At 70.5% G+C, this 25649-nt stretch carries 22 protein-coding genes; 10 read left to right on the top strand and 12 right to left on the bottom strand.

Translation table 11 applies throughout. From position 1 onward, the window contains the following. Positions 1–73: 73 nt before the first annotated feature. The 5 genes from BLT78_RS17390 to def form a co-directional block, all read right to left on the bottom strand. Positions 74–1525, bottom strand: a complete 1452-nt coding sequence (locus BLT78_RS17390) for a TrkH family potassium uptake protein (protein WP_090350939.1) — start codon at positions 1523–1525, stop codon at positions 74–76. A gap of 62 nt (positions 1526–1587) precedes the next feature. Next, entirely contained in the window at positions 1588–2961 is a 1374-nt protein-coding gene (gene trkA, locus BLT78_RS17395) for a Trk system potassium transporter TrkA (RefSeq protein ID WP_090350941.1), read from the bottom strand. 72 nt (positions 2962–3033) lie between these two features. After that, the gene (gene rsmB, locus BLT78_RS17400; RefSeq protein WP_090350942.1) at positions 3034–4350 is read right to left on the bottom strand and encodes a 16S rRNA (cytosine(967)-C(5))-methyltransferase RsmB; all 1317 of its coding nucleotides are present in this window, start codon (positions 4348–4350) and stop codon (positions 3034–3036) included. Beyond that, entirely contained in the window at positions 4350–5291 is a 942-nt protein-coding gene (fmt, locus tag BLT78_RS17405; protein WP_090350944.1) for a methionyl-tRNA formyltransferase, read from the bottom strand. The genes rsmB and fmt overlap by 1 nt, the downstream gene beginning before the upstream one ends. A 49-nt stretch (positions 5292–5340) precedes the next feature. After that, positions 5341–5850 (bottom strand): peptide deformylase, encoded by a 510-nt coding sequence (def, locus tag BLT78_RS17410; protein WP_090350946.1) that lies wholly within the window; start codon positions 5848–5850, stop codon positions 5341–5343. Positions 5851–5991: 141 nt separating this feature from the next. Between def and BLT78_RS17415 the strand changes: the two genes are divergently transcribed. From BLT78_RS17415 to BLT78_RS17425, 3 genes are all read left to right on the top strand, one after another. After that, a complete protein-coding gene (locus BLT78_RS17415) occupies positions 5992–7023 on the top strand; it encodes a LysM peptidoglycan-binding domain-containing protein (protein WP_090350948.1) in 1032 nt (343 codons plus the stop codon). Between the two features lie 103 nt (positions 7024–7126). Next, positions 7127–8236, top strand: coding sequence for a DNA-processing protein DprA (gene dprA / locus BLT78_RS17420; protein WP_090350949.1), 1110 nt, complete (start codon positions 7127–7129; stop codon positions 8234–8236). 92 nt (positions 8237–8328) lie between these two features. After that, on the top strand, positions 8329–8886 hold the full coding sequence (locus BLT78_RS17425) for an L-threonylcarbamoyladenylate synthase (protein ID WP_090350951.1): 558 nt from the start codon (positions 8329–8331) through the stop codon (positions 8884–8886). A gap of 18 nt (positions 8887–8904) precedes the next feature. On the opposite strand, the gene BLT78_RS17430 is transcribed toward BLT78_RS17425, so the two are convergent. After that, positions 8905–9879: a quinone oxidoreductase family protein gene (locus BLT78_RS17430; protein WP_090350953.1), complete on the bottom strand. Its 975-nt coding sequence runs from the start codon at positions 9877–9879 to the stop codon at positions 8905–8907. A 152-nt stretch (positions 9880–10031) separates the two neighbouring features. On the opposite strand from BLT78_RS17430, the gene hemF reads away from it, so the two are divergent. The 3 genes from hemF (at position 10032) to BLT78_RS17445 (ending at position 12256) form a co-directional block, all read left to right on the top strand. After that, positions 10032–10949: an oxygen-dependent coproporphyrinogen oxidase gene (gene hemF / locus BLT78_RS17435; RefSeq protein WP_090350955.1), complete on the top strand. Its 918-nt coding sequence runs from the start codon at positions 10032–10034 to the stop codon at positions 10947–10949. Positions 10950–11058: 109 nt separating this feature from the next. Further along, positions 11059–11877: a shikimate dehydrogenase gene (aroE, locus tag BLT78_RS17440; RefSeq protein ID WP_090350957.1), complete on the top strand. Its 819-nt coding sequence runs from the start codon at positions 11059–11061 to the stop codon at positions 11875–11877. A 4-nt stretch (positions 11878–11881) separates the two neighbouring features. After that, entirely contained in the window at positions 11882–12256 is a 375-nt protein-coding gene (locus BLT78_RS17445) for a DOPA 4,5-dioxygenase family protein (protein WP_090350959.1), read from the top strand. Between the two features lie 9 nt (positions 12257–12265). Here the strand turns inward: BLT78_RS17445 and BLT78_RS17450 are convergent, their stop codons facing one another. From BLT78_RS17450 to betC, 3 genes are all read right to left on the bottom strand, one after another. Then, the gene (locus BLT78_RS17450; protein WP_090350961.1) at positions 12266–13828 is read right to left on the bottom strand and encodes a SulP family inorganic anion transporter; all 1563 of its coding nucleotides are present in this window, start codon (positions 13826–13828) and stop codon (positions 12266–12268) included. A gap of 73 nt (positions 13829–13901) precedes the next feature. After that, on the bottom strand, positions 13902–14828 hold the full coding sequence (gene choX / locus BLT78_RS17455) for a choline ABC transporter substrate-binding protein (protein WP_090350963.1): 927 nt from the start codon (positions 14826–14828) through the stop codon (positions 13902–13904). A 40-nt stretch (positions 14829–14868) separates the two neighbouring features. After that, positions 14869–16374 carry a choline-sulfatase gene (betC, locus tag BLT78_RS17460; protein WP_090350964.1) on the bottom strand — a complete coding sequence of 502 codons (1506 nt, stop codon included), beginning with the start codon at positions 16372–16374 and terminating at the stop codon, positions 14869–14871. 112 nt (positions 16375–16486) lie between these two features. Here betC and BLT78_RS17465 point away from each other — a divergent pair, with 112 nt between their 5' ends. Continuing rightward, entirely contained in the window at positions 16487–17410 is a 924-nt protein-coding gene (locus BLT78_RS17465; protein WP_090350966.1) for a choline sulfate utilization transcriptional regulator, read from the top strand. Between the two features lie 52 nt (positions 17411–17462). Here BLT78_RS17465 and BLT78_RS17470 read toward each other — a convergent pair whose 3' ends face one another. Together BLT78_RS17470 and BLT78_RS17475 are read right to left on the bottom strand one after the other, a co-directional pair. Further along, a complete protein-coding gene (locus BLT78_RS17470; protein ID WP_090350968.1) occupies positions 17463–18686 on the bottom strand; it encodes a CaiB/BaiF CoA transferase family protein in 1224 nt (407 codons plus the stop codon). A 103-nt stretch (positions 18687–18789) separates the two neighbouring features. Continuing rightward, positions 18790–19971, bottom strand: coding sequence for an acyl-CoA dehydrogenase (locus tag BLT78_RS17475; RefSeq protein WP_090350970.1), 1182 nt, complete (start codon positions 19969–19971; stop codon positions 18790–18792). A 322-nt stretch (positions 19972–20293) separates the two neighbouring features. On the opposite strand from BLT78_RS17475, the gene BLT78_RS17480 reads away from it, so the two are divergent. Genes BLT78_RS17480 through BLT78_RS17490 form a run of 3 tightly spaced genes read left to right on the top strand, consistent with a single transcriptional unit; the run spans position 20294 to position 24323 of the window. Continuing rightward, a complete protein-coding gene (locus tag BLT78_RS17480; RefSeq protein ID WP_090350972.1) occupies positions 20294–21202 on the top strand; it encodes a LysR family transcriptional regulator in 909 nt (302 codons plus the stop codon). A gap of 2 nt (positions 21203–21204) precedes the next feature. Further along, positions 21205–22986: a sensor histidine kinase gene (locus BLT78_RS17485; RefSeq protein ID WP_090350974.1), complete on the top strand. Its 1782-nt coding sequence runs from the start codon at positions 21205–21207 to the stop codon at positions 22984–22986. A gap of 2 nt (positions 22987–22988) precedes the next feature. After that, positions 22989–24323, top strand: coding sequence for a sigma-54-dependent transcriptional regulator (locus tag BLT78_RS17490; RefSeq protein WP_090350976.1), 1335 nt, complete (start codon positions 22989–22991; stop codon positions 24321–24323). A gap of 183 nt (positions 24324–24506) precedes the next feature. On the opposite strand, the gene BLT78_RS17495 is transcribed toward BLT78_RS17490, so the two are convergent. Next, on the bottom strand, positions 24507–25628 hold the full coding sequence (locus BLT78_RS17495) for an HD-GYP domain-containing protein (RefSeq protein WP_090350978.1): 1122 nt from the start codon (positions 25626–25628) through the stop codon (positions 24507–24509). Positions 25629–25649: the final 21 nt, after the last annotated feature.

Consider the following 25649-nt stretch of genomic DNA (forward strand, 5'->3'; position numbering starts at 1 on the left):
TGGTGGCTGGACGATTGCGCAGCGGCCGGCGGTGGACCGCGCCGCGCGCTCGTCCACCCTACCGGAGTGCGCCTCAGTAGCGCCAGAAGCCTGGTGACAGCAGCACCACCAGCGAGAACACCTCCAGGCGGCCGAGGATCATCGCCAGGCTGAGCAGCAGCTTGGCGCTGTCGGGCAGAGGCGCATAGTGGGCGGTGGCTTCGCCGAGCGCCGGGCCCAGGTTGTTCATGCACGAGGCCAGGGTCGAGAAGGCGGTGATCGGGTCGATGCCGGTGCCGAGCAGCAGCAGCATGAGGCCGAAGAAGGTGACCATGTACATGGCGCAGAAGCCCCACACCGACTCGATCACCCGGTCCGGCACCTTGCGTCGGCCCATCTTCACCCCGAACACGCCGCTGGGGTGCAGCAGGCGCTGGATCTCGCGCTGGCCCTGGCGCACCACCAGCATGGCGCGCATCACCTTCATGCCGCCGCCGGTGGAGCCGGCGCAGGCGCCGATGAAGGTGGTGTAGATCAGCAGGAACGGCAGGAAGCTCGGCCAGACGCTGAAGTCGTCGACGCCGAAGCCGGTGGTGGTGAACACCGAGACTACCTGGAAGGCGGCGAAGCGCACCGAGTCCACCGGGTCCTCGTGGTGGCCGTAGACCAGTAGCACCAGGGTGGTGATTGTGAACACCGCGGCGAGCAGCTTGAGGTAGGTCATGCACTCGGGGTCGCGCAGGTAGGCGCTCAGCGAGCGGCTGCGCAGGGCGAGGAAGTGCAGGGCGAAGTTCATCCCCGAGGCGGCCATGAAGAAGATGCAGATCGCCTCGATCAGCGGGCTGTCGAAGAAGGCGATGCTGGCGTCGTGGGTGGAGAAGCCGCCGATGGCGATGGTCGCGAAGCTGTGGCCGATGGCGTCGAACGGGGTCATGCCGGCCAGCCAGTAGGCCAGCGCGCAGGCGACGGTCAGGCCGCAGTAGATCAGCCACAGGGTCTTGGCGGTGTCGGCGATGCGCGGCGACAGCTTGTTGTCCTTCAGCGGGCCGGGCATCTCGGCGCGGTACAGCTGCATGCCGCCGATGCCGAGCATCGGCATCACCGCCACCGCCAGCACCACGATGCCCATGCCGCCCAGCCACTGCAGCTGCTGGCGGTAGTAGAGGATCGAACGCGGCAACTCGTCGAGGCCGGTGAGCACGGTGGCGCCGGTGGTGCTGAGGCCGGAGAAGGCCTCGAACAGCGCGTCGACCGGAGCCATGTGCGGCTTCTCGCCGAGCAGGAAGGGGATGGCGCCGAAGGTGCCGAGGACGAACCAGAACAGCGCGGTGATCAGGTAGCCGTCGCGCACGCGCAGTTCGCCGCGCGCCGCGCGGTTGGGAAACCAGATCAGCGCGCCGGTGACCAGGGTGATGGCGAACGACCAGACGAAGCTGCGCCAGGTGTCGTCGCCGTCGTGCACGCCGAGCAGCATGGGCGGCAGGTGGGTGACGCTGAAGATGGTCAACAGCAGGCCGAGGATCCGGCAGATGACGGCGTAGTGCATGGCGGCGATTCACGGCGATGCGCCGCGCCGCCGCCCGGGGCGCGGCGGCGGGCGGTGCGGGTTCAGAAGAAGGTCAGGCCGGCCTGGAACAGCCGTTCCACGTCGCGGATGTGCTTCTTGTCGACGAGGAACAGCAGCACGTGGTCGCCGGACTCGATCAGGGTGTCGCCGTGGGCGATCAGCACTTCCTCGTCGCGGATGATGGCGCCGATGGTGGTGCCCGGCGGCAGCGGCACGTCGGCCACCTTGCGGCCGACCACCCGGCTGGACTTGGCGTCGCCATGGGCGATGGCCTCGATCGCCTCGGCGGCGCCGCGGCGCAGCGAGTGCACGGCGACGATGTCGCCGCGGCGCACGTGGGTCAGCAGGGTGCCGATGGTGGCCTGCTGCGGGCTGATGGCGATGTCGATCTCGCCGCCCTGGATCAGGTCGACGTAGGCCGGGTTGTTGATCAGGCTCATCACCTTGCGCGCGCCGAGGCGCTTGGCCAGCAGCGAGGACATGATGTTGGCCTCGTCGTCGTTGGTCAGGGCGAGGAACAGGTCGGCGTCGGCGATGTTCTCCTCGACCAGCAGGTCGCGGTCGGAGGCGCTGCCCTGCAGGACGATGGTGCTTTCCAGGGTGTCGGACAGGTAGCGGCAGCGCGCCGCGTTCATCTCGATGATCTTCACCTGGTAGCGGGTCTCGATGGCCTCGGCCAGGCGCTCGCCGATATGGCCGCCGCCGGCGATCACCACCTTGCGGTAGCTGTCCTCGACCCGGCGCAGCTCGCTCATCACCGCGCGGATGTGGCTGCGCGCGGCGATGAAGAACACCTCGTCGTCGGCCTCGATCACCGTGTCGCCCTGCGGGATGATCGGCCGGTCGCGGCGGTAGATGGCCGCCACCCGGGTGTCGACGGTGGGCATGTGCTCGCGGATCTGCTTGAGCTGCTGGCCGACCAGCGGGCCGCCGTAGTAGGCGCGCACGCCGACCAGCTGGGCCTTGCCCTCGGCGAAGTCGAGCACCTGCAGGGCGCCGGGATATTCGATCAGGCGGCGGATGTAGTTGGTCACCACCTGCTCGGGGCTGATCAGCACGTCGACCGGGATCGCCTCGTTGCTGAACAGGCCGGCGCGGGTCAGGTAGGCCGCCTCGCGCACCCGGGCGATCTTGGTCGGCGTGTTGAACAGGGTGTAGGCGACCTGGCAGGCGATCATGTTCGACTCGTCGCTGTTGGTCACAGCCACCAGCATGTCGGCGTCGTCGGCGCCGGCCTGGCGCAGCACGGTCGGGTACGAGCCCTTGCCCTGGATGGTGCGGATGTCCAGACGGTCGCCCAGATCGCGCAGGCGCTCGCCGTCGGTATCCACCACGGTGATGTCGTTGGCCTCGCTGGCCAGGTGCTCGGCCAGGCTGCCGCCGACCTGGCCGGCGCCGAGAATGATGATCTTCATCCGACTACTCCTTGTGGGCGGGTCCTGGCCCGCCGCGTTCTTGTTGGGGCGCAGCCCACCCCGTCGATGCCGTCAGGCCCGCGGCGCCGCGGCGATCTTGATCAGCTTGGCATAGTAGAAACCGTCGTGGCCATTGACCTGGGCCAGCAACTGGCGACCGTGCGGCTGTTTCAGCCCGAACGGGCCGGGGATGTCCAGCTCGCGCGCGCCGGGGGTGCGGACGAGGAAGGCGTCGATCACCGCGGTGTTCTCGGTCGGCAGGCTCGAGCAGGTGGCGTACAGCAGCACGCCGCCGACCTCCAGGGTCGGCCACAGGGCGTCGAGCAGCTCGCCCTGCAGGCTGGCCAGGGCGGCGATGTCGCCTTCTTGGCGGGTCAGCTTGATGTCCGGATGGCGGCGGATCACCCCGGTGGCCGAGCAGGGCGCATCGAGCAGGATGCGCTGGAACGGTCGCCCGTCCCACCACTCCCCCACCGCGCGGGCGTCGGCGGCGACCAGCCGGGCGTCGAGCTGCAGACGGGCGAGGTTCTCGCGCACTCGCTGCAGGCGGCTCTCCTCGAGGTCGACGGCGGTGACGCTGAGCGAGGGCTCGGCCTCCAGCAGGTGGCAGGTCTTGCCGCCTGGCGCGCAGCAGGCGTCCAGCACGCGCAGGTTCGGCTTGAGCTCGAGCAGGTCGGCGGCCAGTTGCGCCGCTTCGTCCTGCACGCTGACCCGGCCTGCGGCGAAGCCCGGCAGGGCGGTGACGTCGCAGGGGCTGGCCAGCTGCACGCCATCCGGGCTGAACGGGCAGGCCGTCGCCGCGATGCCGGCGGCGGCCAGTTCGGCCAGGTAGGCGTCGCGCGTGCCATGGCGGCGGTTGACCCGCAGGGTCAGCGGCGGATGGCTGTTGTTGGCGGCGCAGATCGCTTCCCAGTCCGCCGGCCAGTGCGCCTTGAGCGCCTTCTGCAGCCAGCGCGGGTGGGCGGTGCGCGCCGCCGGATCGCGCTCCAGTTCGGCGAGCAGCGCCTCGCCCTCGCGCTGGGCGCGGCGCAGTACGGCGTTGATCAGGCCCTTGGCCGAGGATTTCTTCAGCTTGTCGACGCAGCCGACCGTCTCGCCGATCGCGGCGTGGGCGGGGATTCGCGTGTACAGCAGCTGGTACAGGCCGACCAGCAGCAGTGCCTCGAGATCCGTGTCGGCGGCCCTGAACGGCTTCTGCAGCAGCTTGCCGGCCAGCAGCGCCAGGCGCGGCTGCCAGCGCGCGGTGCCGAAGGCCAGTTCCTGGGTCAGGCCGCGGTCGCGCGGCTCGACCTTGTCCAGCTGCGCCGGCAGCGCGCTGCCCAGCGAGGCCTTGCCGGCCAGCACGGCGCCGAGCGCGCGGGCGGCGGCCAGACGTGGATTGACGGCCATCAGACCAGCACCTGGCCGGGCGCGAACTGCTCGCGCCGGCTGTTGTACAGATCGGCGAAGGCCAGCGGCTTGCCGCCGGGCAGCTGCAGGCGGGTCAGGCGCAGCGCGCCCGCGCCGCAGGCCACGGTGAGACCGTCGCGGCTGGCTTCGAGGATTTCACCCGATGCGCCCTGCCCTTGCGCCAGCTCGGCAGAATGCACCTTGAGCGCCGCTTCGCCGAGCGTGGTATGGCAGATCGGCCAGGGATTGAAGGCGCGCACCAGGCGTTCCAGCTCGTCGGCCGGGCGGCTCCAGTCGAGGCGCGCCTCGTCCTTGTCGAGCTTGTGCGCGTAGGTCGCCAGGGTGTCGTCCTGCGTCTCGCCGACCAGGGTGCCGGCGGCCAGCTGCGGGATGGCCGCGACCACCGCGGCGGCGCCGAGCGCGGCCAGGCGGTCGTGCAGGCTGCCGCCGGTGTCGTCGGCGCCGATCGGCGTGCTGACCTTGAGCAGCATCGGCCCGGTGTCCAGGCCGGCCTCCATCTGCATCACGGTGACGCCGCTCTCGGCGTCGCCGGCCTGCACCGCGCGCTGGATCGGCGCGGCGCCGCGCCAGCGCGGCAGCAGTGAGGCGTGGCTGTTGATGCAGCCCAGGCGCGGGATGTCGAGCACCGCCTGCGGCAGGATCAGGCCGTAGGCCACCACCACCAGCAGGTCGGGCTGCAGCGCGGCCAGTTCGGCCTGGGCTGCCGGGTCGCGCAGGGTTGCCGGTTGCAGCACCGGGATGTCGTTCGCCACGGCGAGCTGCTTGACCGGGCTGGCCATCAGCTTCTGGCCGCGGCCGGCCGGGCGGTCGGGCTGGGTGTACACCGCCACCGGGGTCTGGCCGGCATCGAGCAGGGCCTGGAGGTGGACGGCGGCAAATTCCGGGGTACCGGCGAAGACGATGCGCAGGGACTGGCTCATGGATTCTCGCTGAAAGAAAAAGGCTTGCCGCGGCAAGCCTTCCGGTGGATCAGGAGTGTTGCAGGCGATGCTGTTTTTCCAGCTTCTTCTTGATCCGGTCGCGCTTGAGGCTGGACAGGTAGTCGACGAACAGCTTGCCGTTGAGGTGGTCGCACTCGTGCTGGATGCACACCGCGAGCAGGCCCTCGGCGACTTCCTCGAACGGCTGGCCGTCGCGGTCCAGCGCCCTGATGCGCACGCGCAGCGGGCGGTCGACGTTCTCGTAGAAGCCGGGCACCGACAGGCAGCCTTCCTGGTAGGGGCCGAGGTCCTCGGTCAGCGGCTCGAGTGCGGGGTTGATGAACACCCGCGGCTCGCTCTTGTCCTCGGACAGGTCCATCACCACCACGCGCAGGTGCACGTTGACCTGGGTCGCCGCCAGGCCGATGCCCGGGGCCGCGTACATGGTCTCGAACATGTCGTCGATCAGCTGGCGGATGGAGTCGTCCACCGCCGTCACCGGCTTGGCGAGGGTGCGCAGCCTGGGATCGGGGAATTCGAGAATGTTCAGGATCGCCATATGCGTTTGTGATGCACTTGTGGAATCAATCGAAAACCGGCTGATAAGATGCCGGGCAGCTCGAAAACCGGCTTGAAACCGCGTATTTCGCCGGCGCGCGCACTGCGGCGACCGTCGGCACATGATAAAGGGATTCACCTCATGAGGAAATCATTAGTCGCCCTGCTGCTGATGGCGGCTGGCAGCCTGGCTCAGGCCCAAGTCCAGCTCAAGGACGGTCATCCGCAAACCTATACGGTGACGCGCGGCGATACCCTGTGGGACATTTCCGGCAAGTTCCTGAGTCAGCCGTGGAAGTGGCCGCAGATCTGGAAGGCCAATCCGCAGGTGCAGAATCCGCACCTGATCTATCCGGGCGATGTCCTCAATCTGGTCTACATCGACGGCAAGCCCTACATCATGCTCAACCGTGGCGAGTCGCGCGGCACCATCAAGCTGTCGCCCAAGGTGCGCAGCACCCCGCTGGCCGAGGCGATCCCGGCGATTCCCCTGGAGAAGATCAACAGCTTCCTGCTCAGCAACCGCATCCTCGACAGCGATACCCCGCTGCAGCTGGCGCCCTACGTGGTGGCCGGCAATGCCGAGCGGGTGGTCAGCGGCGCCGGCGACCGTCTGTATGCGCGCGGCGCCTTCTCCGGGAGTGGCGAGGGTCAGGTCTACGGCATCTACCGCCAGGGCAAGACCTACACTGATCCGCAGACCAAGGAAGTCCTCGGCATCAACGCCGACGACATCGGCACCGGCGAGGTGGTGGCCGAGGACGGCGATGTCGCCACCCTGGTGCTCAGCCGCACCACCCAGGAAGTGCGCATCGGCGACCGCCTGCTGCCCACCGAGGAGCGTTCGGTCAGCTCCACCTTCATGCCCAGCGAGCCGGCCGCGCCGATCGATGGCGTGATCCTCGACGTGCCGCGCGGCGTCAGCCAGATCGGCCAGCTCGACGTGGTCACCCTCAACAAGGGCCGTCGCGACGGCCTCGAGGAAGGCAACGTGCTGGCGGTGTACAAGACCGGCGAGACCGTGCGCGACCGCGTTACCGGCGAGTCGGTGAAGATCCCCGACGAGCGCGCCGGCCTGCTGATGGTGTTCCGCGCCTACGACAAGCTCAGCTATGGCCTGGTGCTCAACGCCAGCCGCCAGCTGGCGGTGCTCGACAAGGTGCGCAATCCGTAACGGCTGCGCCGCCAAGCCAACGCCCCCGTCCGGGGGCGTTGTCGTTTCTGCCGCGCCATCCCAGGCTGCAGCCAGCTCTCCCTCCCGATCAAGGATGATCGCCATGCCCTGTCCAGACGCTCTGTCGCCGGCCGAAGCGGAAGCCCGCCTGCGCCTGCATGCCCTGCCGGAAATCGGCCCGCGCCGCTTTCGCCAGTTGCTCGCCGCCTTCGGTTCGGCGGGCGCCGCCCTCAGCGCCCCGGCCAGCGCCTGGCGCGCGCTCGGCCTGCCCGCCGCCGCCGCGCTGGCGCGGCGCAGCACCGCGGTGCGCGAGCAGGCCGCCGCGGCCCTGCGCTGGCTGGAAAGGCCCGATCAGCACCTCTTGGGGCACGACGATCCGCGCTACCCGGCCCTGCTCGCCGAGCTGTGCGACGCCCCGCCGCTGCTGTTCGTCGCCGGCGCGCCGACGCTGCTCGAGCGCCCACAGCTGGCCATGGTCGGCAGCCGCCAGGCCAGCCGGCCCGGGCTGGACACCGCCGCGCGTTTCGCCCGCAGCCTGGCCGGCGGCGGCTTCGTGGTCACCAGCGGCCTGGCGCTGGGCATCGACGGCGCCGCCCATCACGGCGCGCTGGAGGTCGGTGGCGCCACCGTGGCGGTGCTCGGCACCGGTCTGCAGTGCCTGTATCCCCGGCGCCACCTCGGCCTGGCCGGGCGCATCGTCGCCGAGGGCGGTGCGCTGGTGTCCGAGCTGCCGCTCGCCACCCCGCCGCAGGCCGGCAACTTTCCGCGCCGCAACCGCATCATCAGCGGCCTGTCGCTCGGCGTGCTGGTGGTCGAGGCCAGCCCGTCCAGCGGCTCGCTGATCACCGCACGGCTGGCCGCCGAACAGGGTCGCGAGGTGTTCGCCATCCCCGGCTCGATCCACCACCCGGGCGCGCGCGGCTGCCACCAGCTGATCCGCGAGGGCGCCCAGCTGGTGGAGACGGTGGAGGACATCCTCGCCGCCCTGCGCGGCTGGCAGCTCCCGTCGCCAGCGCCGGCGCCGCCCTGCGCGCCGACGGACGAGCACCCGCTGCTCGCCCTGCTGCGCGCCGCACCGCAGAGCAGCGAGGCGCTGGCCGCCAGCAGCGGCCTGGCCCTCCCCGATCTGCTGGCCCAGCTCACCGAACTGGAGCTGGACGGGCGCATCGTCTGCGAGGCGGGTTGCTGGGTGTGCTGTAGCGGGCGCGGATAAATCTGCTTACAGGCAGCCCGTCGGGCCCGCTGCCGCTGGCGAGGCGAACGGATACACTGCGCCGCACTTTTTTCCAGCGAGCAGAGGTGGTCATGGTCGGGCAGTGGCGGGTGCAGCAGGCGGCGCGGGTGGTGCGTGCGGGCGGAGTGATCGCCTATCCCACCGAGGCGGTCTGGGGGTTGGGCTGCAATCCCTGGGACATGGCTGCGGTCTACCGCCTGCTCGAACTCAAGGACCGGCCGGTGGAGAAGGGCCTGATCCTGGTCGCCGCCGACATGGCGCAGTTCGACTTCCTGCTCGCCGACCTGCCGCAGGCCTGGCGTGCCCAGTTGCAGCTCAGTTGGCCGGGGCCGAACACCTGGCTGGTGCCGCACCAGGGCCGCCTGCCCGAGTGGATCAGCGGGATGCACGACAGCGTGGCGCTGCGCGTCAGCGACCATCCGCTGGTGCGCGCGCTGTGCGCGCACACCGGACCGCTGGTGTCGACCTCGGCCAACCCCGCCGGGCGCCCGGCGGCGCGAAGCCGCCTGCGCGTCGAGCAGTACTTCGGCGGCGAGCTGGACGGCGTGCTCGGCGGCCAGCTGGGCGGGCGGCGCAATCCCAGCCTGATCCGCGACCTGCGCACGGGACAGGTGATCCGCCCGTCCTGAGCGACGGGCGGCGCCCGGTCACAGCAGCAGGATGGTCGAGCCGGTGGTCTGCCGGGAGGCCAGCGCGGTCTGCGCCTGGGCGGCGTCGGCCAGGGCGTAGCGCTGGCCGATGTCCACCTGCAGGGTGCCATCGACGATCAGCCCATACAGCTCGGCGGCCATCGCGCGCAGGCGCGCCGGGGTGTCGGCGTAGCCGGCCAGGGTCGGCCGGGTGACGTACAGGCAGCCCTTCTGCGCGAGGATGCCGAGGTTGACCCCGGTGACCGGCCCGGAGGCGTTGCCGAAGCTGACCAGCAGGCCGCGCTTGGCCACGCAGTCCAGCGAGGTCTCCCAGGTGTCCTTGCCAACCGAGTCGTAGACCACCGGGCATTTCTCGCCATTGGTGAGCTCCAGCACCCGCTGCACCACGTTCTCGCGGCTGTAGTCGATGGTCGCCCAGGCGCCCAGCGCCTCGGCGCGCGCGGCCTTCTCGGCCGAACCCACGGTGCCGATCAGCTTCACCCCGAGCGCCCTGGCCCACTGGCAGGCCAGGCTGCCGACGCCGCCGGCGGCGGCGTGGAACAGCACGGTTTCGCCGCCCTCGAGCTGGCCGATCTGGCGCAGCAGGTACTGCACGGTCAGGCCCTTGAGGGTCGCCGCGGCGGCCTGCTCGCAGCTCACCCCGTCGGGCAGCGCCACCAGCACGTCGGCCGGCACGCAGTGCAGTTCGGCGTAGGAGCCCTGCGGGCCGGTGCAGTAGGCCACCCGCTCGCCGACCCGGAACTCGTGAACCTCGGCGCCGACCGCCTCGACCACCCCGGCACCCTCGCTGCCCAGGCCCGCGGGCAGGTTCAGCGGGTACAGGCCGCTGCGGTAGTAGATGTCGATGAAGTTGAGGCCGACGGCCTGGTTGCGCACCAGCACCTCGCGCGGGCCGGGCGCGGCCGGGGTGAAATCGACGTATTCGAGCACTTCGGGGCCGCCGGTGCGGCTGAGCTGGATGCGTTTGGCCATGGCCGTGATCCTCGTGGGAGAGCAAGGCGTCCATCCAACCCGGCGCACCGACCTGCGTCAAGCGCGAGGCGCCGGCGGCGGTGGTATGCTTGCCGCCTGTTTCGCGCCGCAGGCCACGCGCTGCGCGGCCCAGTCTGGATTCGAGGTGACTTGTGACTGATCGTATCGCCGCCGTGAAGGCCTACCTGCTCGACCTGCAAGACCGTATCTGCGCCGCCCTCGAAGCCGAGGACGGCGGCGCACGCTTTCGCGAGGAGACCTGGGAGCGTGAGGGCGGCGGCGGCGGCCGCACCCGGGTGATCGAGAACGGCGCGCTGATCGAGAAGGGCGGGGTCAACTTCTCCCACGTGTTCGGCGACGGCCTGCCGCCGTCGGCCAGCGCCCACCGTCCCGAACTGGCCGGGCGCAGTTTCCAGGCCCTCGGCGTGTCGCTGGTGATCCATCCGGAAAACCCCCACGTGCCCACCTCGCACGCCAACGTGCGGCTGTTCTGCGCCGAGAAGGAAGGCGAGGAGCCGGTGTGGTGGTTCGGCGGCGGCTTCGACCTGACTCCCTACTACGCCCACGAGGAAGACTGCATCGAGTGGCACCGCGTGGCGCGCGCCGCCTGCGAGCCGTTCGGCGCCGACGTCTACCCGCGCTACAAGGCCTGGTGCGATCGCTACTTCCACCTCAAGCACCGCGGCGAGCCGCGCGGCATCGGCGGCCTGTTCTTCGACGACCTCAACGAGTGGGACTTCGACACCTGCTTCGCCTTCATCCGCGCGGTGGGCGACGCCTACATCGAGGCCTACCTGCCGATCGTCCAGAAGCGCAAGGCCACCCCGTTCACCGAGCAGCAGCGCGAGTTCCAGGCCTACCGCCGCGGCCGCTACGTCGAATTCAACCTGGTGTTCGACCGCGGCACCCTGTTCGGCCTGCAGTCCGGCGGGCGCACCGAGTCGATCCTCATGTCGCTGCCGCCGATCGTGCGCTGGGGCTACGACTGGAAGCCGGAGCCGGGCACCCCCGAGGCGCGGCTGACCGAGTACTTCCTGCAGGACCGCGACTGGCTGGGCGAAAACGCCTGAACCCCGTAGGGTGGAAGACGCGCGCAGCGATCTTCCACCGCAATGCCCCCAGGTGGACAAGGCTGCGCCGTTGTCCACCCTACGGTATCCGCCTGCTCCGAGGATTCCCATGGACCGTTACGCCGTATTCGGCAACCCCATCGGCCACAGCAAGTCGCCGCTGATCCACCAGATGTTCGCCGCGCAGACCGGCGAGCAGCTCAGCTACGAGGCGCTGCTGGCGCCGCTGGACGGCTTCAGCGCGTTCGCCCGCGAGTTCTTCCGCGAGGGGCGTGGCGCCAACGTCACCGTGCCGTTCAAGGAAGAGGCCTATCGCCTGGTCGACGAGCTGACCGCGCGCGCCGCCCGCGCCGGCGCGGTGAACACCCTGAAGAGGCTGGAAGACGGCCGCCTGCTCGGCGACAACACCGACGGCGCCGGCCTGGTGCGCGACCTCAAGAACGCCGGAATCGAGCTGCGCGGCCGGCGCATCCTGCTGCTCGGCGCCGGCGGCGCGGTGCGCGGCGTGCTGGAACCCTTCCTCGCCGAGCAGCCGCTCGAGCTGGTGATCGCCAACCGCACGGTGGCCAAGGCCGAGGAGCTGGCGCGCCTGTTCGCCGACCTCGGCCCGGTGGTCGCCAGCGGCTTCGACTGGCTGGACGTGCCCTTCGACCTGATCGTCAACGGCACCTCGGCGAGCCTCGCCGGCGAGCTGCCGCCGCTGGCGCCCAGCCTGATCCAGCCGGGCCACACCGTGTGCTACGACATGATGTACGGCAAGGACACCACCGCCTTCAACCGCTGGGCGCAGACCCAGGGCGCGGCGCGCACCCTCGACGGCCTGGGCATGCTGGTCGAGCAGGCCGCCGAGGCGTTTTACCTCTGGCGCGGCGTGCGCCCGGACAGCGCCCCGGTGCTGGCCGAGCTGCGCCGCCAGCTGGCGGGCTGAGACGATGGCCGACTACCTGGACAGCGCGCGCATCCGCGGCTGGCACGCCCACGTCTACTTCGACGCCGGCACCCTCGAGCAGGCGCGCGCCCTGTGCGAGGCGGCTGCCGCGCGCTTCCCGGGGCTGAAGATGGGTCGCGTGCACGAGAAGCCGGTCGGCCCGCATCCGGACTGGAGCTGCCAGCTGGCATTCCGTGCCGAGCTGCTGGCCGCTGTGCTGCCGTGGCTGGCGCTCAACCGCCAGGGGCTGACCGTGTTCGTCCACCCGATCAGCGGCGAGGATCTCGCCGACCACCGCGACCGCGCCATCTGGCTCGGCAGCGTGCGCCCGCTGGATCTGTCGGTGCTGCCGGAGACCTCGGTGGTCTACGACCTCTGAGCCGCCTGCTCACTCCTCGAACTGCAGCGGGCACTCCCCGGGCGCCGTCAGCTTGAGCAACTCTTCGCGCACCTGCGGACGTGCCCGGCGCAGCACCAGGCGGCCTTGTCTGGCCTGCAGGCGGCGCGCTTCCTGGTGCAGCATCACCACCCCGGCGTAGTCGATGAAGTTGACGTGATGGGCGTCCAGCACCAGGCGGGCCGCCTGGCTGCGCTGGATCTGCCGCTGCAGGAACGGGCAGGCGCCGAAGAAGATCGAACCCTCGATGGCCAGCACCTCGTCCGCCCCTTCGCGGCAGCGGCGCAGGCGCGGTTGCGAGGTGCGCTTGAGGTAGACGAACAGCGAAGCCAGCACCCCGGCGAAGATCGCCGTCTGCAGCTCCAGCAGCAGGGTGGCGGCGCAGGTCAGCGCCATCACCGCGAACTCCGCCCGGCTCACCCGCCACAGCGCGCGCAGCGCCGGGGCGTCCACCAGGCCGCGGCAGATCAGCAGGATCGACGCGGCCATCGCCGGCAGCGGGATGTGCGCGATCAGCGCCGCGCCGGCGAGGGCGAACAGCGCTACCCACAGCGCCGAGCACACCCCGGCCAGCGGCGACTGGGCGCCGGCCTGCTGGTTGAGCGCCGAGCGGGTGAAGGAGCCGGCCGACAGGTAGCCGGCGAACCACGGCCCGACCATATTCGACAGGCCCTGGCCGCGCACCTCGGTGTCGACGTCGAGCACCTGCTGCGACTGGCTGGCCAGGGCGCGGGCGATCGACAGGCTGGTGACCAGGCCGAGCAGGCCGAGCGCCGCCGCCGCCGGCAGCAGCTCACGCGCGCTGGTCAGGTCGAAATGCAGGGGGGTGAACGGCGGCAGGTTGCCGGCGAAGGCCTCGACCTGCGGTACCGCGGCGAACCAGCCGGGCAGCAGCCAGACCAGCGCGCTGCCGGCGCCTATCGCCAGCAGCAGCGCCGGCAGACGCGGCCACAGGCGGCGCACGCCCAGCGCCACAGCGAGGGTCAGCACGCCGACCAGCAGCGAGGGCCACTGCACTGCGCCGAGGTGCATGAACAGCTGCCACACCCCCTGCAGCGCGGTGGCCTGGCTGGGCAGCTCGAGGCCGAGCAGGTTGGGCAACTGGCCGAGGGCGATCACCAGCGCGGCGCCGAGGGTGAAGCCGAGCAGCACCGACTGCGAGACGAAGTTGACCAGGCTGCCCAGGCGCAGCGCGCCGAGCAGCCACTGCAAGAGGCCGGCGAGGAAGCTCAGCAGCAGCACCAGGGCGACGTAGTCCGCGCTGCCCGGCGTGGCCAGCGGACTGACGCTGGCGAACAGCACCACCGAGACGGCCGCGGTCGGCCCGCCGATCAGGTGCAGCGACGAGCCCCACAGGCAGGCGACGATCACCGGCACCACCGCGGCGTACAGGCCGTACTCGGCCGGCAGGCCGGCGATCAGCGCGTAGGCGATCGACTGCGGCAGGGCGAGGATCGCCCCGGTCAGGCCGACCAGGGCGTCGCGGCCGAGGCTGCGCGCGGTGGTCTGCGGCAGCCAGCGGAGCAACGGCAGCAGGGTGTAGCGATCGGGCATGACGGGGGTGACCTGGCGTGGGATGGGCACAGGGTAACCGAGCGGCGCCGCAGGCGGGCGGCGCCACGTGCATTTACAGCCGGGCCTTGACCGCCGCCAGGCCGTCGCCGCCGTCGCGGGTGGTCACCCCCTCGAGCCAGCCGTCGAGCGCCGCCGGATTGCTCTTCAGCCAGACGCGGATCGCCAGCGTCTGGTCGACGTTGCGGTTGAGCACCTCGTCCATGATGGCGTTCTCCATCTGCTGGGTGAACTTGAGGTTGCCGAGCAGGCGGGCGACGTTCGGGCACTGCGCGGCGTAGCCCTTGCGCGCCAGGGTGTTGACCGTGCCGCTGGCGCCGAAGTACTTCTCGCCGCCGCGCAGGTAGCGCATGTCGTGCTGCACGTTCATCGGGTGCGGGGTCCAGCCGAGGAACACCACGAACTGCTCGTTTTTCACCGCGCGGCCGACCTGCACCAGCATCGCCTGCTCGCTGGACTCGACCAGTTTCCAGTCGCCGAGGCCGAACTCGTCGGCGGCGATCATCTGCCGGATCGACTCGTTGGCCGGCGAGCCGGAAGCGATGCCGTACAGCTTGTGGCCGAAGCGCTCGGCGAAGCGGTCGAGGTCGGCGAAGCTGTGCACGCCGGCGTCGTGGACGTAGCGCGGCACCGCCAGGGTGTACTCGGTGCCGCCGAGGTTCTCCGCCAGGCGCTCGACCAGCCCGCTGGCGACGAACTTGTCGTAGTTGCTCTGCTGCGCCGGCATCCAGTTGCCGAGGAAGGCGTCGACCTGGCCCTTGTGCAGGCCGGCGTAGATGATCGGCACCGCCAGGGTCGGCGTCTCGGTGCGGTAGCCCAGGCCGTCGAGGAGCAGGCGGGCGACGCCGTTGGTCACGGCGATGTCGCTCCAGCCGGGATCGCCCAGGCGCACGGTGGCGCAGGCGGCCTCCTCGGCCTGGGTCTGCAGGGTGACGCCGGCGAGCAGCACGCCGCCGGCCAGTACCGCGCTGAGTGTCTTCATGTCGTTCTCCGGGTGAACCGATGAGGATAGGGCAAAGCGTTCAGGGCCGCGGGAAGCGCGCGCGCCGCTCGAGGTCGTCGAGGTCGATGTGGTTGCGCATGTACTGCTGGCTGGCGTCCACCCAGGGCTGGTGGTCCCAGCTCTTCAGCTTGCCCTGCTGCAAGGCCTCGGCCACCAGGCGGCGGCGGCGCTGGCTGGCCAGGGTGGCCTGGTGGATCGCCGGGATGTCCCAGCGCGCCCGCGCCTCGGCGAGGAAGTCGGCGAGCAGCGCCTGGTGATCCGCCGAGCCGGCCAGGTTCTCCCGCTCCAGCGGATCGTTGCTGAGGTCGAACAGCAGTAGCGGGTCCTGCTCGGAGTAGATGAACTTGTACGGCCCACGGCGGATCATCATCAGCGGGCTGGTGGTGCCCTCGGCCATGTACTCGCCGAACACCTCGTCGTGGCCGCCGGTGCCTTGCAGGTGCGGCAGCAGCGAGCGGCCGTCCAGCGGCAGGCGCGGGTCGACGCTGCCGCCGGCCAGCTCCACCAGGGTCGGCAGCAGGTCGGCGGTGGACACCGCCTGGCTGACCCGGCGCGCGGCGAAGCGGCCGGGGGCGTGTACCAGCAGCGGTACGCGGGCGGCCATCTCGAACCAGTGCATCTTGTACCAGAGGCCGCGCTCGCCGAGCATGTCGCCGTGGTCGCCGGAGAACACGATGATGGTGTCGTCGGCCAGGCCGCAGTCGGCCAGGGTCTGCAGCAGGCGGCCGATCTGCGCGTCGACGTAGCTGCAGGCGCCGAAGTAGGCGCGCCGCGCGGCGCGGATGCGCTCCTCGGGGAGCGGCTGGTCCCACAGGTCGATGACCTTGAGCAGACGCTGCGAGTGCGGGTCCTGGGCGTGCTGGTCGAGGTGCAGGCGCGGCAGGGGGATTTCCTCGTCGCGATACAGGTCCCAGAACTCGCGGGTGATGCTGTAGGGATCGTGCGGGTGGGTCAGCGACACGGTCAGGCAGAACGGCTGCGCGGGGTGTTCGCGCACGTGGTCGTAGAGGTACTGGCGCGCCTTGAACACCACCTCCTCGTCGAAGTCCAGCTGGTTGGTGCGCACGCAGGGGCCGGCCTGCAGCACCGAGGACATGTTGTGGTACCAGCTCGGCCGTACCTCCGGCGCGTCCCAGTTCACCGCCCAGCCGTAGTCGGCCGGATAGATGTCGCTGGTCAGGCGCTCCTCGTAGCCGTGCAGCTGGTCGGGGCCGCAGAAGTGCATCTTGCCCGACAGCGCGGTGCGATAGCCGAGGCGGCGCAGGTAGTGGGCGTAGGTCGGCACGTCGGCGGGGAAGTCGGCGGCGTTGTCGTAGGCACCGATCTTCGACGGCAGCTGGCCGCTGACCAGGGTGAAGCGCGACGGCGCGCACAGCGGGCTGTTGCAGTAGGCGGCGTCGAACAGCACGCCCTCGGCCGCCAGGCGGCTGAGGTTGGGCAGGCGGATCGGCGAGTCGCCGTACAGCGGCAGGATCGGCGCGGCCATCTGGTCGGCCATGATGAACAGGATGTTGGCTGGTTTCATTGTCCGCGTATCCATATGATCGGCTGATGCGAAAGCGCTGGCCACGATCATGGAAGTTCAGGGCTGGTGGCGTAAACCGCACGCCAACACATGACTCGGATAAGCAGGTCTTATGTCAGAGCGAACCCCCGAGGTGTCCCTCGAGCTGCTGCGCGCGTTCGAGTCGGCCGCCCGCCAGCTGAGCTTCACCGCCGCCGCCGTCGAGCTGGGCACCACCCAGCCGGCGGTCAGCCAGCAGATCCAGCGCCTCGAGCGTCAGCTCGGCGCGCGGCTGTTCGACCGCGTCTATCGCGGCATCGTCCTCACCGACGCCGGGCGCCTGCTGCTCGCCCACGTGCAGGACGGCCTGGCGACCATCCGTGCCGGGCTGGTCGCGGTCGGCGCCCAGGCGCAGCACGAGGTGCTGCAGGTGGCCACCGACTTCGCCTTCGCCGCCTACTGGCTGATGCCGCGCCTGCCGCGCTTCCACGCCGCGCACCCGGAGATCGACGTCAGCCTGGTCACCAGCGAGCGCAGCCCGCACCTGCTGCGCGCGGAGATCGACGTGGCGATCGCCTTCGGCGACGGCCGCTTCAAGCACGGCGAGGCGCTGCCGCTGTTTCGCGAGGAAGTCTTCCCGGTGTGCAGTCCGCGCCTGCTGGACGAGCCCGGCGCGCTGCCGGTGGCGGCGCTGGCCGGCCTGCCGCTGCTGCACCTGGCGGCCGAGGGGCGCGCCCGCTGGTTCGACTGGGACGGCCTGTTCCGCGCCCTCGGCGTCCCCGGCGCGCCGGCCGCCGGCCAGCTGCGTTTCGACAACTACACCCTGCTGGTCCAGGCCGCCATCGCCGGCCAGGGGGTGGCCATCGGCTGGCGCCACCTGGTCGACGACCTGCTGGCGCAGGGCCTGCTGACCCGGGTGACGGCGGCCAGCGCATGCTCCGAGTTCGGCTACTGGGTGGTGCTGCCCGAGCGCAAGCGCCGCGCGCGGCTGGTGCAGCGCTTCGTCGACTGGCTGCAGGACGAACTGGGCGGATCGCCGGCCCGGGAGCCGGAATAAAAAAACCGGGCGTGCGGCCCGGTCAAAGCAATCCCGAGGCTGGGACTGACGCTCAGATCACCCCGCGCGCGCGCAGGGCGGCGATGGCGGTGCCGTCCAGGCCCAGGCGCTCGGCCAGAATGGTTTCGGTGTGCTCGCCGAGCAGCGGCGGCGCGTTGCGGTACTCCACCGGGGTGGCCGACAGGCGCAGCGGGCTGGCCACCCCCGGCGCGCTGCCGGCCAGCGGATGCGGCAGGTCGACCCGCAGATTGCGGGCCAGCACCTGCGGGTCGCTGAACACCTGGGCCAGGTCGTTGATCGGCCCGCACGGCACGCCGGCCGCCTCCAGCGCGGCGACCCACTCGGCGGTGGTCTTGAACACCGTGGCCTGGCGGATCAGCGGGATCAGCTCGCCGCGGTGGGCGACCCGCGCACTGTTAGTGACGAAGCGCGGATCGTCCGCCCACTCCGGGTGGCCGGCGACCTCGCAGAACTTGCGGAACTGACCGTCGTTGCCGACGGTGAGGATGAAGTCGCCGTCGGCGGTGGGGAAATCCTGGTACGGCACTATGTTCGGGTGGGCGTTGCCCAGGCGGCGCGGTGGCACGCCGGTGGTCAGGTAGTTGAGCGCCTGGTTGGCCAGGCAGGCCACCTGCACGTCGAGCAGCGCCAGGTCGATATGCTGGCCTTCGCCGCTGCTGTGCCGGTGGTTGAGCGCGGCGAGCACCGCCACCGTGGCGTGCAGGCCGGTGAGGATGTCGGTCAGCGCCACGCCGACCTTCACCGGGCCGGCGCCCTCCTCGCCTTCGCTGCGCCCGGTCAGGCTCATCAGCCCGCCGAGGCCCTGGATCATGAAGTCGTAGCCGGCGCGCTGGGCGTAGGGGCCCTGCTGGCCGAAGCCGGTGATCGAGCAGTAGATCAGCCGCGGGTTGATCGCCTTCAGGCTCGCATAGTCGAGGCCGTAGGCGGCCAGCCCGCCGACCTTGAAGTTCTCCAGCAGCACGTCCGACTGCGCCGCCAGCTCGCGGATCAGGCGCTGGCCCTCGGCCTGGGTGAAGTCGACGGTCAGCGAGCGCTTGTTGCGGTTGGCGCACAGGTAGTAGGCCGCCTCGCGGGTGTCGCGGCCCTCGGCGTCCCTGAGGAACGGCGGGCCCCAGTGGCGGGTGTCGTCGCCCGAGCCGGGGCGCTCCACCTTGATCACGTCGGCGCCGAGATCGGCGAGCATCTGCCCGGCCCAGGGGCCGGCCAGCACGCGGGACAGGTCGAGGACGCGGATATTGGCCAGGGCGCCGGACATGGAGTCTCCGTAGGGTGCGCCACGCGCACCGGATAGCGAAGGATGTTGCGCGGAGAGCCGTACGCGCCGGGAGTTCCCCCGGTGCGCACGGCGCACCCTACGCTCAGAAGAACGCCTGGATGCCGGTCTGCGCGCGGCCGAGGATCAGCGCGTGGATGTCGTGGGTGCCCTCGTAGGTGTTGACCACCTCGAGGTTGACCAGATGCCGCGCCACGCCGAACTCGTCGCTGATGCCGTTGCCGCCGAGCATGTCGCGCGCCAGGCGGGCGATGTCCAGCGCCTTGCCGCAGCTGTTGCGCTTCATGATCGAGGTGATCTCCACCGCCGCGGTGCCCTCGTCCTTCATCCGGCCCAGGCGCAGGCAGCCCTGCAGGGCCAGGGTGATCTCGGTCTGCATGTCGGCCAGCTTCTTCTGGATCAGCTGGTTGGCGGCCAGCGGGCGGCCGAACTGCTGGCGGTCCAGCACGTACTGGCGGGCGGTGTGCCAGCAGGCCTCGGCGGCGCCCAGCGCACCCCAGGCGATGCCGTAGCGCGCCGAGTTCAGGCAGGTGAACGGACCCTTGAGGCCGCGCACCTCGGGGAGCATGTTCTCTTCCGGCACGAACACGTTGTCCATGACGATCTCGCCGGTGATCGAGGCGCGCAGGCCGACCTTGCCGTGGATCGCCGGGGCGGACAGGCCCTGCCAGCCCTTCTCCAGCACGAAGCCGCGGATGTCGCCGGCGTCGTCCTTGGCCCAGACCACGAACACGTCGGCGATCGGGCTGTTGGTGATCCACATCTTGCTGCCGGTCAGGCGGTAGCCGCCGTCGACCTTCTTGGCGCGGGTGATCATCGAGCCCGGGTCGGAGCCGTGGTTCGGTTCGGTCAGGCCGAAGCAGCCGATCCACTCGCCGCTGGCCAGCTTGGGCAGGTACTTCTGCTTCTGCGCTTCGCTGCCGAACTCGTTGATCGGCACCATCACCAGCGAGGACTGCACGCTCATCATCGAGCGGTAGCCGGAGTCGATGCGCTCGACCTCGCGGGCGATCAGGCCGTAGCACACGTAGTTGAGGCCGCTGCCGCCGTACTCGACCGGGATGGTCGCGCCGAGCAGGCCGGTCTCGCCCATCTCGCGGAAGATCGCCGGATCGGTGTGCTCGTGGCGGAAGGCTTCCAGCACCCGCGGCGCCAGCTTGTCGGCGGCGAACTTCTGCGCGCTGTCGCGCACCATGCGTTCCTCGTCGGTCAGTTGCTGGTCGAGCAGCAGCGGGTCTTCCCAGTTGAAGCGGGCGTTGGCAGCCATGGGTGCAATCCTCGAATGTTGTTGTGGCGCGCCAGCTCCGTACGAAAAGTGCCTGCGCTCGGTCATGCTGCGTTGAAAAGCGGCTCGGAATGCTCATTTACGACCAGTAAACTCCGCTTCCTCGCCGCTTTTCGCGGGGCCGCCTAGGCCTTGCCTGACCTTCGCTCGGCTGACTTTTCGTACAGGCTGTAGGGCGATGTCCTGATCCTAGGCGCCCACCGGGCACCCGGCAACCGAGGAATTCGCACGCTGTTGTGCTGTTCGCTCACTCCGAAACTGCTGTAGAGTCAGTTCCAACGCCCAGCCAGTGAGCCTGCCGCACATGCGTCGCAAGATCCCCAGCACCGCCGCGCTGGTCGCCTTCGAGTCGGCGGCGCGCCACCAGAGCTTCACCAAGGCCGCCGAGGAGCTGGCGCTGACCCAGAGCGCGGTGTGCCGGCAGATCGCCGCACTGGAGGCGTTCCTCGGCGTCGAGCTGTTCCGCCGCACCCGCCGCGGCGTGCGCCTGACCGAGGAGGGCCTGTCCTACGGCCGGCGCATCGCCGCCCAGCTCGACGCGGTGGAGCGCGACACCCTGGCGGTGATGGGCCAGCAGGGCAGCACCAGCCTGGAGCTGGCGGTGGTGCCGACCTTCGCCACCCAGTGGCTGCTGCCGCGCCTCAAGGACTTCCAGCGTCTGCACCCCGAGGTCACCGTCAACCTGACCAACCGCACCCGGCCGTTCCTGTTCGCCGACACCGAGTTCGACGCCGCGCTGTACTTCGGCGACGCCGACTGGCCGGGCACCGCCGCCGACTTCCTGATGCGCGAGAACCCGGTGCCGGTGTGCAGCCCCGAGCTGGTCGCTCCGCACACCAGCCTGGATGCCCGGGCGATCGCCGCCCTGCCGCTGTTGCAGCAGAGCACCCGGCCCTACGCCTGGCGCCAGTGGTTCGGCTCGCTCGGCCTGCAGATCGAGGGCGACCTGCGCGGGCCGCGCTACGAGCTGTTCTCCATGCTCGCCCAGGCCGCCATGCACGGCATGGGCGTGGCGCTGATCCCGCCGCTGCTGATCCAGCGCGAGCTGGCCGAGGGCCGGCTGATCGTGCCGCTCGAGCACGCCTACCTGAGCGACAAGGCCTACTACCTGATCGTCCCCGAGCGAAAGGTCGAGTCGGCGGCGCTGCGCGCCTTCCGCGACTGGCTGCTCGCGCAGGCGCAGGCCTACCGCCGTGAACACGGCCTGGAGTGAAGATGCCTAGCCTGTCCTCGCGCCAGCGCGTCGTCCTCGTCCTGCTGCTGATCCTCGCCGGCCTGGGCGTCAGCGTCTGGCTGGCCGGGCGCGCCGCGGAAAGCCGCCAGTGGCACGCGCGCAGCGTCGAGGCGCGCGGCCAGCTGGAGCTGTACGCGCAGTCGCTGCGCATCCTGGTCGAGCGTTACCGCGCCGTGCCGGCGATCGTCGCCCACGACAGTGAGGTGCTCGCCACCCTGCGCGCCGGCGCCGATGCCGAGCGCCGCCAGCAGCTCAACCGGCGCCTGCAGCGCCTCAACGCCGAGGCCGGCTCGGCGATGCTCTACGTCCTCGACGCCCGCGGCGAGACCATCGCCGCCAGCAACTGGGACGAGCCGACCAGCTTCGTCGGCAACAACTACGCCTTCCGCCCCTACTTCCAGGACGCCCTGCGCCACGGCAGCGGCCGCTACTTCGCGGTCGGCGTGACCACCGGGGTGCCCGGCTACTTCCTCTCCTGGCTGGTGCGCGACGACGACGGCACGCCGCACGGCGTGGTGGTTCTCAAGCTGGAGATGGAGGAGCTGCAGCGCGGCTGGGTCGGCCAGCCGGGCACCCTGCTGGTCACCGACCGTCACGGCGTGGTGATCCTCGCCAATCGCCCGCACTGGCGCTTCCGCCACCTGCAGGGCGATGCCGCCGCGCCAGCGCTGCAGCCGGCGGACGCCCGCAAGTACGCCGGCGAGCACCTGCAGCCGCTGTTCCTGCAGCCGCTGCGGCGCTTCGACGAGCAGGCCGGGTTGCAGCGCGTCGACGGCCCGGACGGCCGCCGCGACTACCTGTGGCTGCGTCACGCGCTGGTCGAGGACGACTGGACCCTGCACCTGCTGCACGAGGCCGGCGCGGCGGACGCCGCGGTGCGCAGCGCCGGCCTGGCCGCCGGCGGCGCCTGGCTGGCGCTGGCCTTCCTGCTGCTGTTCCTCGTCCAGCGCCACAACAACCGGCGCCTGCGCCAGCGCTCGCGCGCCGAGCTGGAGCGCCTGGTCGAGGCGCGCACCGCCGAGCTGCGCCAGGCCCAGGACGAGCTGGTGCAAGCGGCGAAGATGGCCGCGCTGGGGCAGATGTCCGCCGCCATGGCCCACGAGATCAACCAGCCGCTGACCGCCATGCGCATGCAGCTCGGCAGCCTCGGCCTGCTGCTGGCGCGCAACGACGCGCAGGCCGTGCAGACCTGTCTGGCGCGCATCGACGGCCTGCTGACCCGCATGGCCGCGCTCACCGGCCACCTGAAGACCTTCGCCCGCAACAGCCCCGGCGGCCTGCGCGAGCGCCTGCAGCCGGACAGCGTGGTCGACCACGCCCTGCTGCTGCTCGAGCCGCGCATCCGCCAGGACGGCGTGCTGGTGCTGCGCCAGCGCAATGCCGAGGCCTGGGTCGAGGGCGACGCCATCCGTCTCGAGCAGGTGCTGGTCAACCTGCTGCACAATGCCCTCGACGCCATGGTGGACAAGGACGTGCGCGAGCTGCGCATCGACCTGCGCCGCGACGGCGCCGACTGGCTGCTGAGCGTGGCCGACAGCGGCGGCGGAATCCCGGCCGAGGCGCTGGCGCGGGTGTTCGAGCCGTTCTTCACCACCAAGCCGGTGGGCGATGGCCTGGGCCTCGGCCTTGCCGTGTCCTACGGCATCGTCCGCGAGCTGGGCGGCCAGCTCGAAGCGCGCAACGCTGGCGACGGCGCGCTGTTCAGCCTGCGCCTGCCGGCCGTGGCGGCGCCGGGTACACTGCCGGCAGCGCAGCAGGAGTGAACATGCAACCGATCATCTTCATCGACGACGAGGCGCCGATCCGCGAGGCGGTGCAGCAGTGGCTGGAGCTGTCCGGGCTCAGCGTGCGCACCTGCGCGCGCGCCGAGGAGGCGCTGGCGCTGCTCGACGCCGACTTCCCCGGCGTGGTGGTCAGCGACGTGCGCATGCCCGGCATCGACGGCCTGGCGCTGCTGGCGAAGCTGCAGGCGCTCGATCCCGAGCTGCCGGTGATCATGGTCACCGGCCACGGCGACGTGCCCATGGCGGTGGCCGCCATGCAGCAGGGTGCCTACGACTTCATCGAGAAGCCCTTCACCCCCGAGCGCCTGCTCGCCAGCCTGCAGCGGGCCCTCGACAAGCGCCGGCTGGTCGGCGAGAACCGCGCCCTGCGCCGCCAGGTCAGCGAGCGCGGGCGCATCGAGGGCCAGTTGCTCGGCGTGTCGCCGGCGATGGTCGAGCTGCGCCGGCAGATCCTCGAACTGGCGCCCACCGCGGTCAACGTGCTGATCCGCGGCGAGACCGGCAGCGGCAAGGAACGGGTGGCGCGCTGCCTGCACGACTTCGGCCCGCGCGCGAAGCAGGCCTTCGTCGCCCTCAACTGCGCGGCGATCCCCGAGGCGCTGTTCGAGAGCGAGCTGTTCGGCCACGAGAGCGGCGCCTTCACCGGCGCCCAGGGCAAGCGCATCGGCCGCATCGAGCACGCCGACGGCGGCAGCCTGTTCCTCGACGAGGTGGAGAGCCTGCCGCTGGCCCAGCAGGCCAAGCTGCTGCGCGTGCTGCAGGAGAAGAGCCTGGAGCGCCTCGGCTCCAACCGCAGCATCGCCGTCGACCTGCGGGTGATCGGCGCGGTCAAGCCCGACCTCGCCGCCGAGGTGCGCGCCGGGCGCTTCCGCGAGGACCTCTACTACCGCCTCAACGTCGCCGAACTGCAGATCCCGCCGCTGCGCCAGCGGCGCGAGGACATCCCCCTCTTGTTCGAGCACTTCGCCCGCGAGGCCGCTGCCCGCCACGGCCGCGAGCCGCGCCCGCTGTCCGCCGCCGATCTGGCGCGCCTGCTGACCCACGACTGGCCGGGCAACGTGCGCGAACTGGCCAATGCCGCCGAACGCCACGTCCTCGGCCTCGGCCGCGCCCCGGCGACCCCTGCCGCCGGCCCGTCGCTGGCCGAACAGCTCGACGCCTTCGAGGCCCAGTGCCTGCGCCAGGCCCTGCAGCAGTGCCGCGGCAACATCGTCGAGGTGATGGCCCTGCTGCAGCTGCCGCGGAGGACGCTGAACGAGAAGATGCAGCGGCATGGGATCAGTCGGGGGGAGTTCGTCAGGGATAGTGAAAACTGAACGAAGCGCCCGATAGCACCTATGGGGGTTTGCCGGCAAGCGAGCTAACCCTTCACGAGCCTGGGTGGCATCCCGGAGCCTTCCAGCGGAACTCCCGAGGTTCATGATTGGGTGAGGGTGCCCTGGGCCAGCTCCGCTGGGTGACTCACCGGTCCGTGATCGATACTCCCACCAGGTTGCGCCTCAGCTTTCCGTATCGACGTACTTCGCCATGATCGCCCGGACATCTTCGGTTCGCGCGAGCAGGGCCTGTACGCACGTGCGGTCGAGCTTGCCTTGTTCGACCAGGCTGCGCAGTTCGCCAAAGGCATCCTCCACGGGCCACTCCGGCTTGTAGGGCCGCTTGGCTGTCAGGGCGTCGAAGATGTCCGCGACGGCCACGATGCGCGCCTCAAGGGCGATCTGCTCGCCACGCAGGCCGCGCGGATAGCCCGAGCCGTCGAGCATTTCGTGATGGCAGAGCACGATGTTGCGCAGTAGCCGCGAGTCCGGGAGGGCGTTCAGGCCGTTCTTGCCCATCATGCGCTCGATGATCTCCATGCCCTTCTGCACATGGGTTTCCATGATCGCGCGCTCGCTGTCATCCAGCTTGCCGGGCTTCTGCAGAACCCGGTCGGGGATGCCGATCTTGCCGATGTCGTGCAGCGGGGCGAAGAGGTAGACGTTCTCGACGAACTCGTCGTCCAGTCCGTAGCGTGGAGCGACTTCCTGGGCGATCAGGCGGGAGAAGCGGGCCATGCGCTCCAGATGGGCGCCTGTTTCGAAGTCGCGGAACTTGGTGAGCTGGCTGGCGACCCGAGCGCTCTCGATGGTCATCTTCACCGCGGAGATTTCATTGCTGATCGACATGCCGATCAGGCTGGAGTACAGCGCCAGATCACGCTGCACCGGCGCCGTGAAGGCGGCAGGCTGCAGGGCGTCGAAGAACACGAAGCCGAGAAGCCCATTGGCATCGTAGATCGGCACGGTGAACGACGAATGATAGCCCTGCTCGCGGAGCCATTGTGAATGGGCCGTATTGGAGTCGAGGATCGTGGAAAGCTCGTCGAGCACCCGGAAGTCGCCGGTCTGCGCCAGCTCCTGGAGGGAGCGACTGGCGGAGAGGCGATATTCGTAGCCGCTGATAGTGTGGCCGCTGCGCGTGCTGTTGATGAAGGTCCTGAGGGTGTCCTCGCCGGCGTCGTACAGCGCGCAGGCGATGCGGTCCACACAGGGCACGCTGGCGAGCAGTCGGCTGTGCAGGGTCGCCAGGCGCGTGGTGAGCGTTTCGGAGTTTTCTACCAGCTTGCGGACCGGGCTGTTCATGGGGGATGGGAACCGTCGGCG

The organism is Pseudomonas oryzae (genome assembly GCF_900104805.1).
Lineage (GTDB): Bacteria > Pseudomonadota > Gammaproteobacteria > Pseudomonadales > Pseudomonadaceae > Geopseudomonas > Geopseudomonas oryzae.

Coding starts and splice junctions, on each gene's coding strand:
- BLT78_RS17390 (WP_090350939.1), bottom strand. CDS start 1,525: ATGCACTACGCCGTCATCTGCCGGATCCTCGGCCTGCTGTTGACCATC.
- trkA (WP_090350941.1), bottom strand. CDS start 2,961: ATGAAGATCATCATTCTCGGCGCCGGCCAGGTCGGCGGCAGCCTGGCC.
- rsmB (WP_090350942.1), bottom strand. CDS start 4,350: ATGGCCGTCAATCCACGTCTGGCCGCCGCCCGCGCGCTCGGCGCCGTG.
- fmt (WP_090350944.1), bottom strand. CDS start 5,291: ATGAGCCAGTCCCTGCGCATCGTCTTCGCCGGTACCCCGGAATTTGCC.
- def (WP_090350946.1), bottom strand. CDS start 5,850: ATGGCGATCCTGAACATTCTCGAATTCCCCGATCCCAGGCTGCGCACC.
- BLT78_RS17415 (WP_090350948.1), top strand. CDS start 5,992: ATGAGGAAATCATTAGTCGCCCTGCTGCTGATGGCGGCTGGCAGCCTG.
- dprA (WP_090350949.1), top strand. CDS start 7,127: ATGCCCTGTCCAGACGCTCTGTCGCCGGCCGAAGCGGAAGCCCGCCTG.
- BLT78_RS17425 (WP_090350951.1), top strand. CDS start 8,329: ATGGTCGGGCAGTGGCGGGTGCAGCAGGCGGCGCGGGTGGTGCGTGCG.
- BLT78_RS17430 (WP_090350953.1), bottom strand. CDS start 9,879: ATGGCCAAACGCATCCAGCTCAGCCGCACCGGCGGCCCCGAAGTGCTC.
- aroE (WP_090350957.1), top strand. CDS start 11,059: ATGGACCGTTACGCCGTATTCGGCAACCCCATCGGCCACAGCAAGTCG.
- BLT78_RS17445 (WP_090350959.1), top strand. CDS start 11,882: ATGGCCGACTACCTGGACAGCGCGCGCATCCGCGGCTGGCACGCCCAC.
- BLT78_RS17450 (WP_090350961.1), bottom strand. CDS start 13,828: ATGCCCGATCGCTACACCCTGCTGCCGTTGCTCCGCTGGCTGCCGCAG.
- choX (WP_090350963.1), bottom strand. CDS start 14,828: ATGAAGACACTCAGCGCGGTACTGGCCGGCGGCGTGCTGCTCGCCGGC.
- betC (WP_090350964.1), bottom strand. CDS start 16,374: ATGAAACCAGCCAACATCCTGTTCATCATGGCCGACCAGATGGCCGCG.
- BLT78_RS17465 (WP_090350966.1), top strand. CDS start 16,487: ATGTCAGAGCGAACCCCCGAGGTGTCCCTCGAGCTGCTGCGCGCGTTC.
- BLT78_RS17470 (WP_090350968.1), bottom strand. CDS start 18,686: ATGTCCGGCGCCCTGGCCAATATCCGCGTCCTCGACCTGTCCCGCGTG.
- BLT78_RS17475 (WP_090350970.1), bottom strand. CDS start 19,971: ATGGCTGCCAACGCCCGCTTCAACTGGGAAGACCCGCTGCTGCTCGAC.
- BLT78_RS17480 (WP_090350972.1), top strand. CDS start 20,294: ATGCGTCGCAAGATCCCCAGCACCGCCGCGCTGGTCGCCTTCGAGTCG.
- BLT78_RS17485 (WP_090350974.1), top strand. CDS start 21,205: ATGCCTAGCCTGTCCTCGCGCCAGCGCGTCGTCCTCGTCCTGCTGCTG.
- BLT78_RS17490 (WP_090350976.1), top strand. CDS start 22,989: ATGCAACCGATCATCTTCATCGACGACGAGGCGCCGATCCGCGAGGCG.
- BLT78_RS17495 (WP_090350978.1), bottom strand. CDS start 25,628: ATGAACAGCCCGGTCCGCAAGCTGGTAGAAAACTCCGAAACGCTCACC.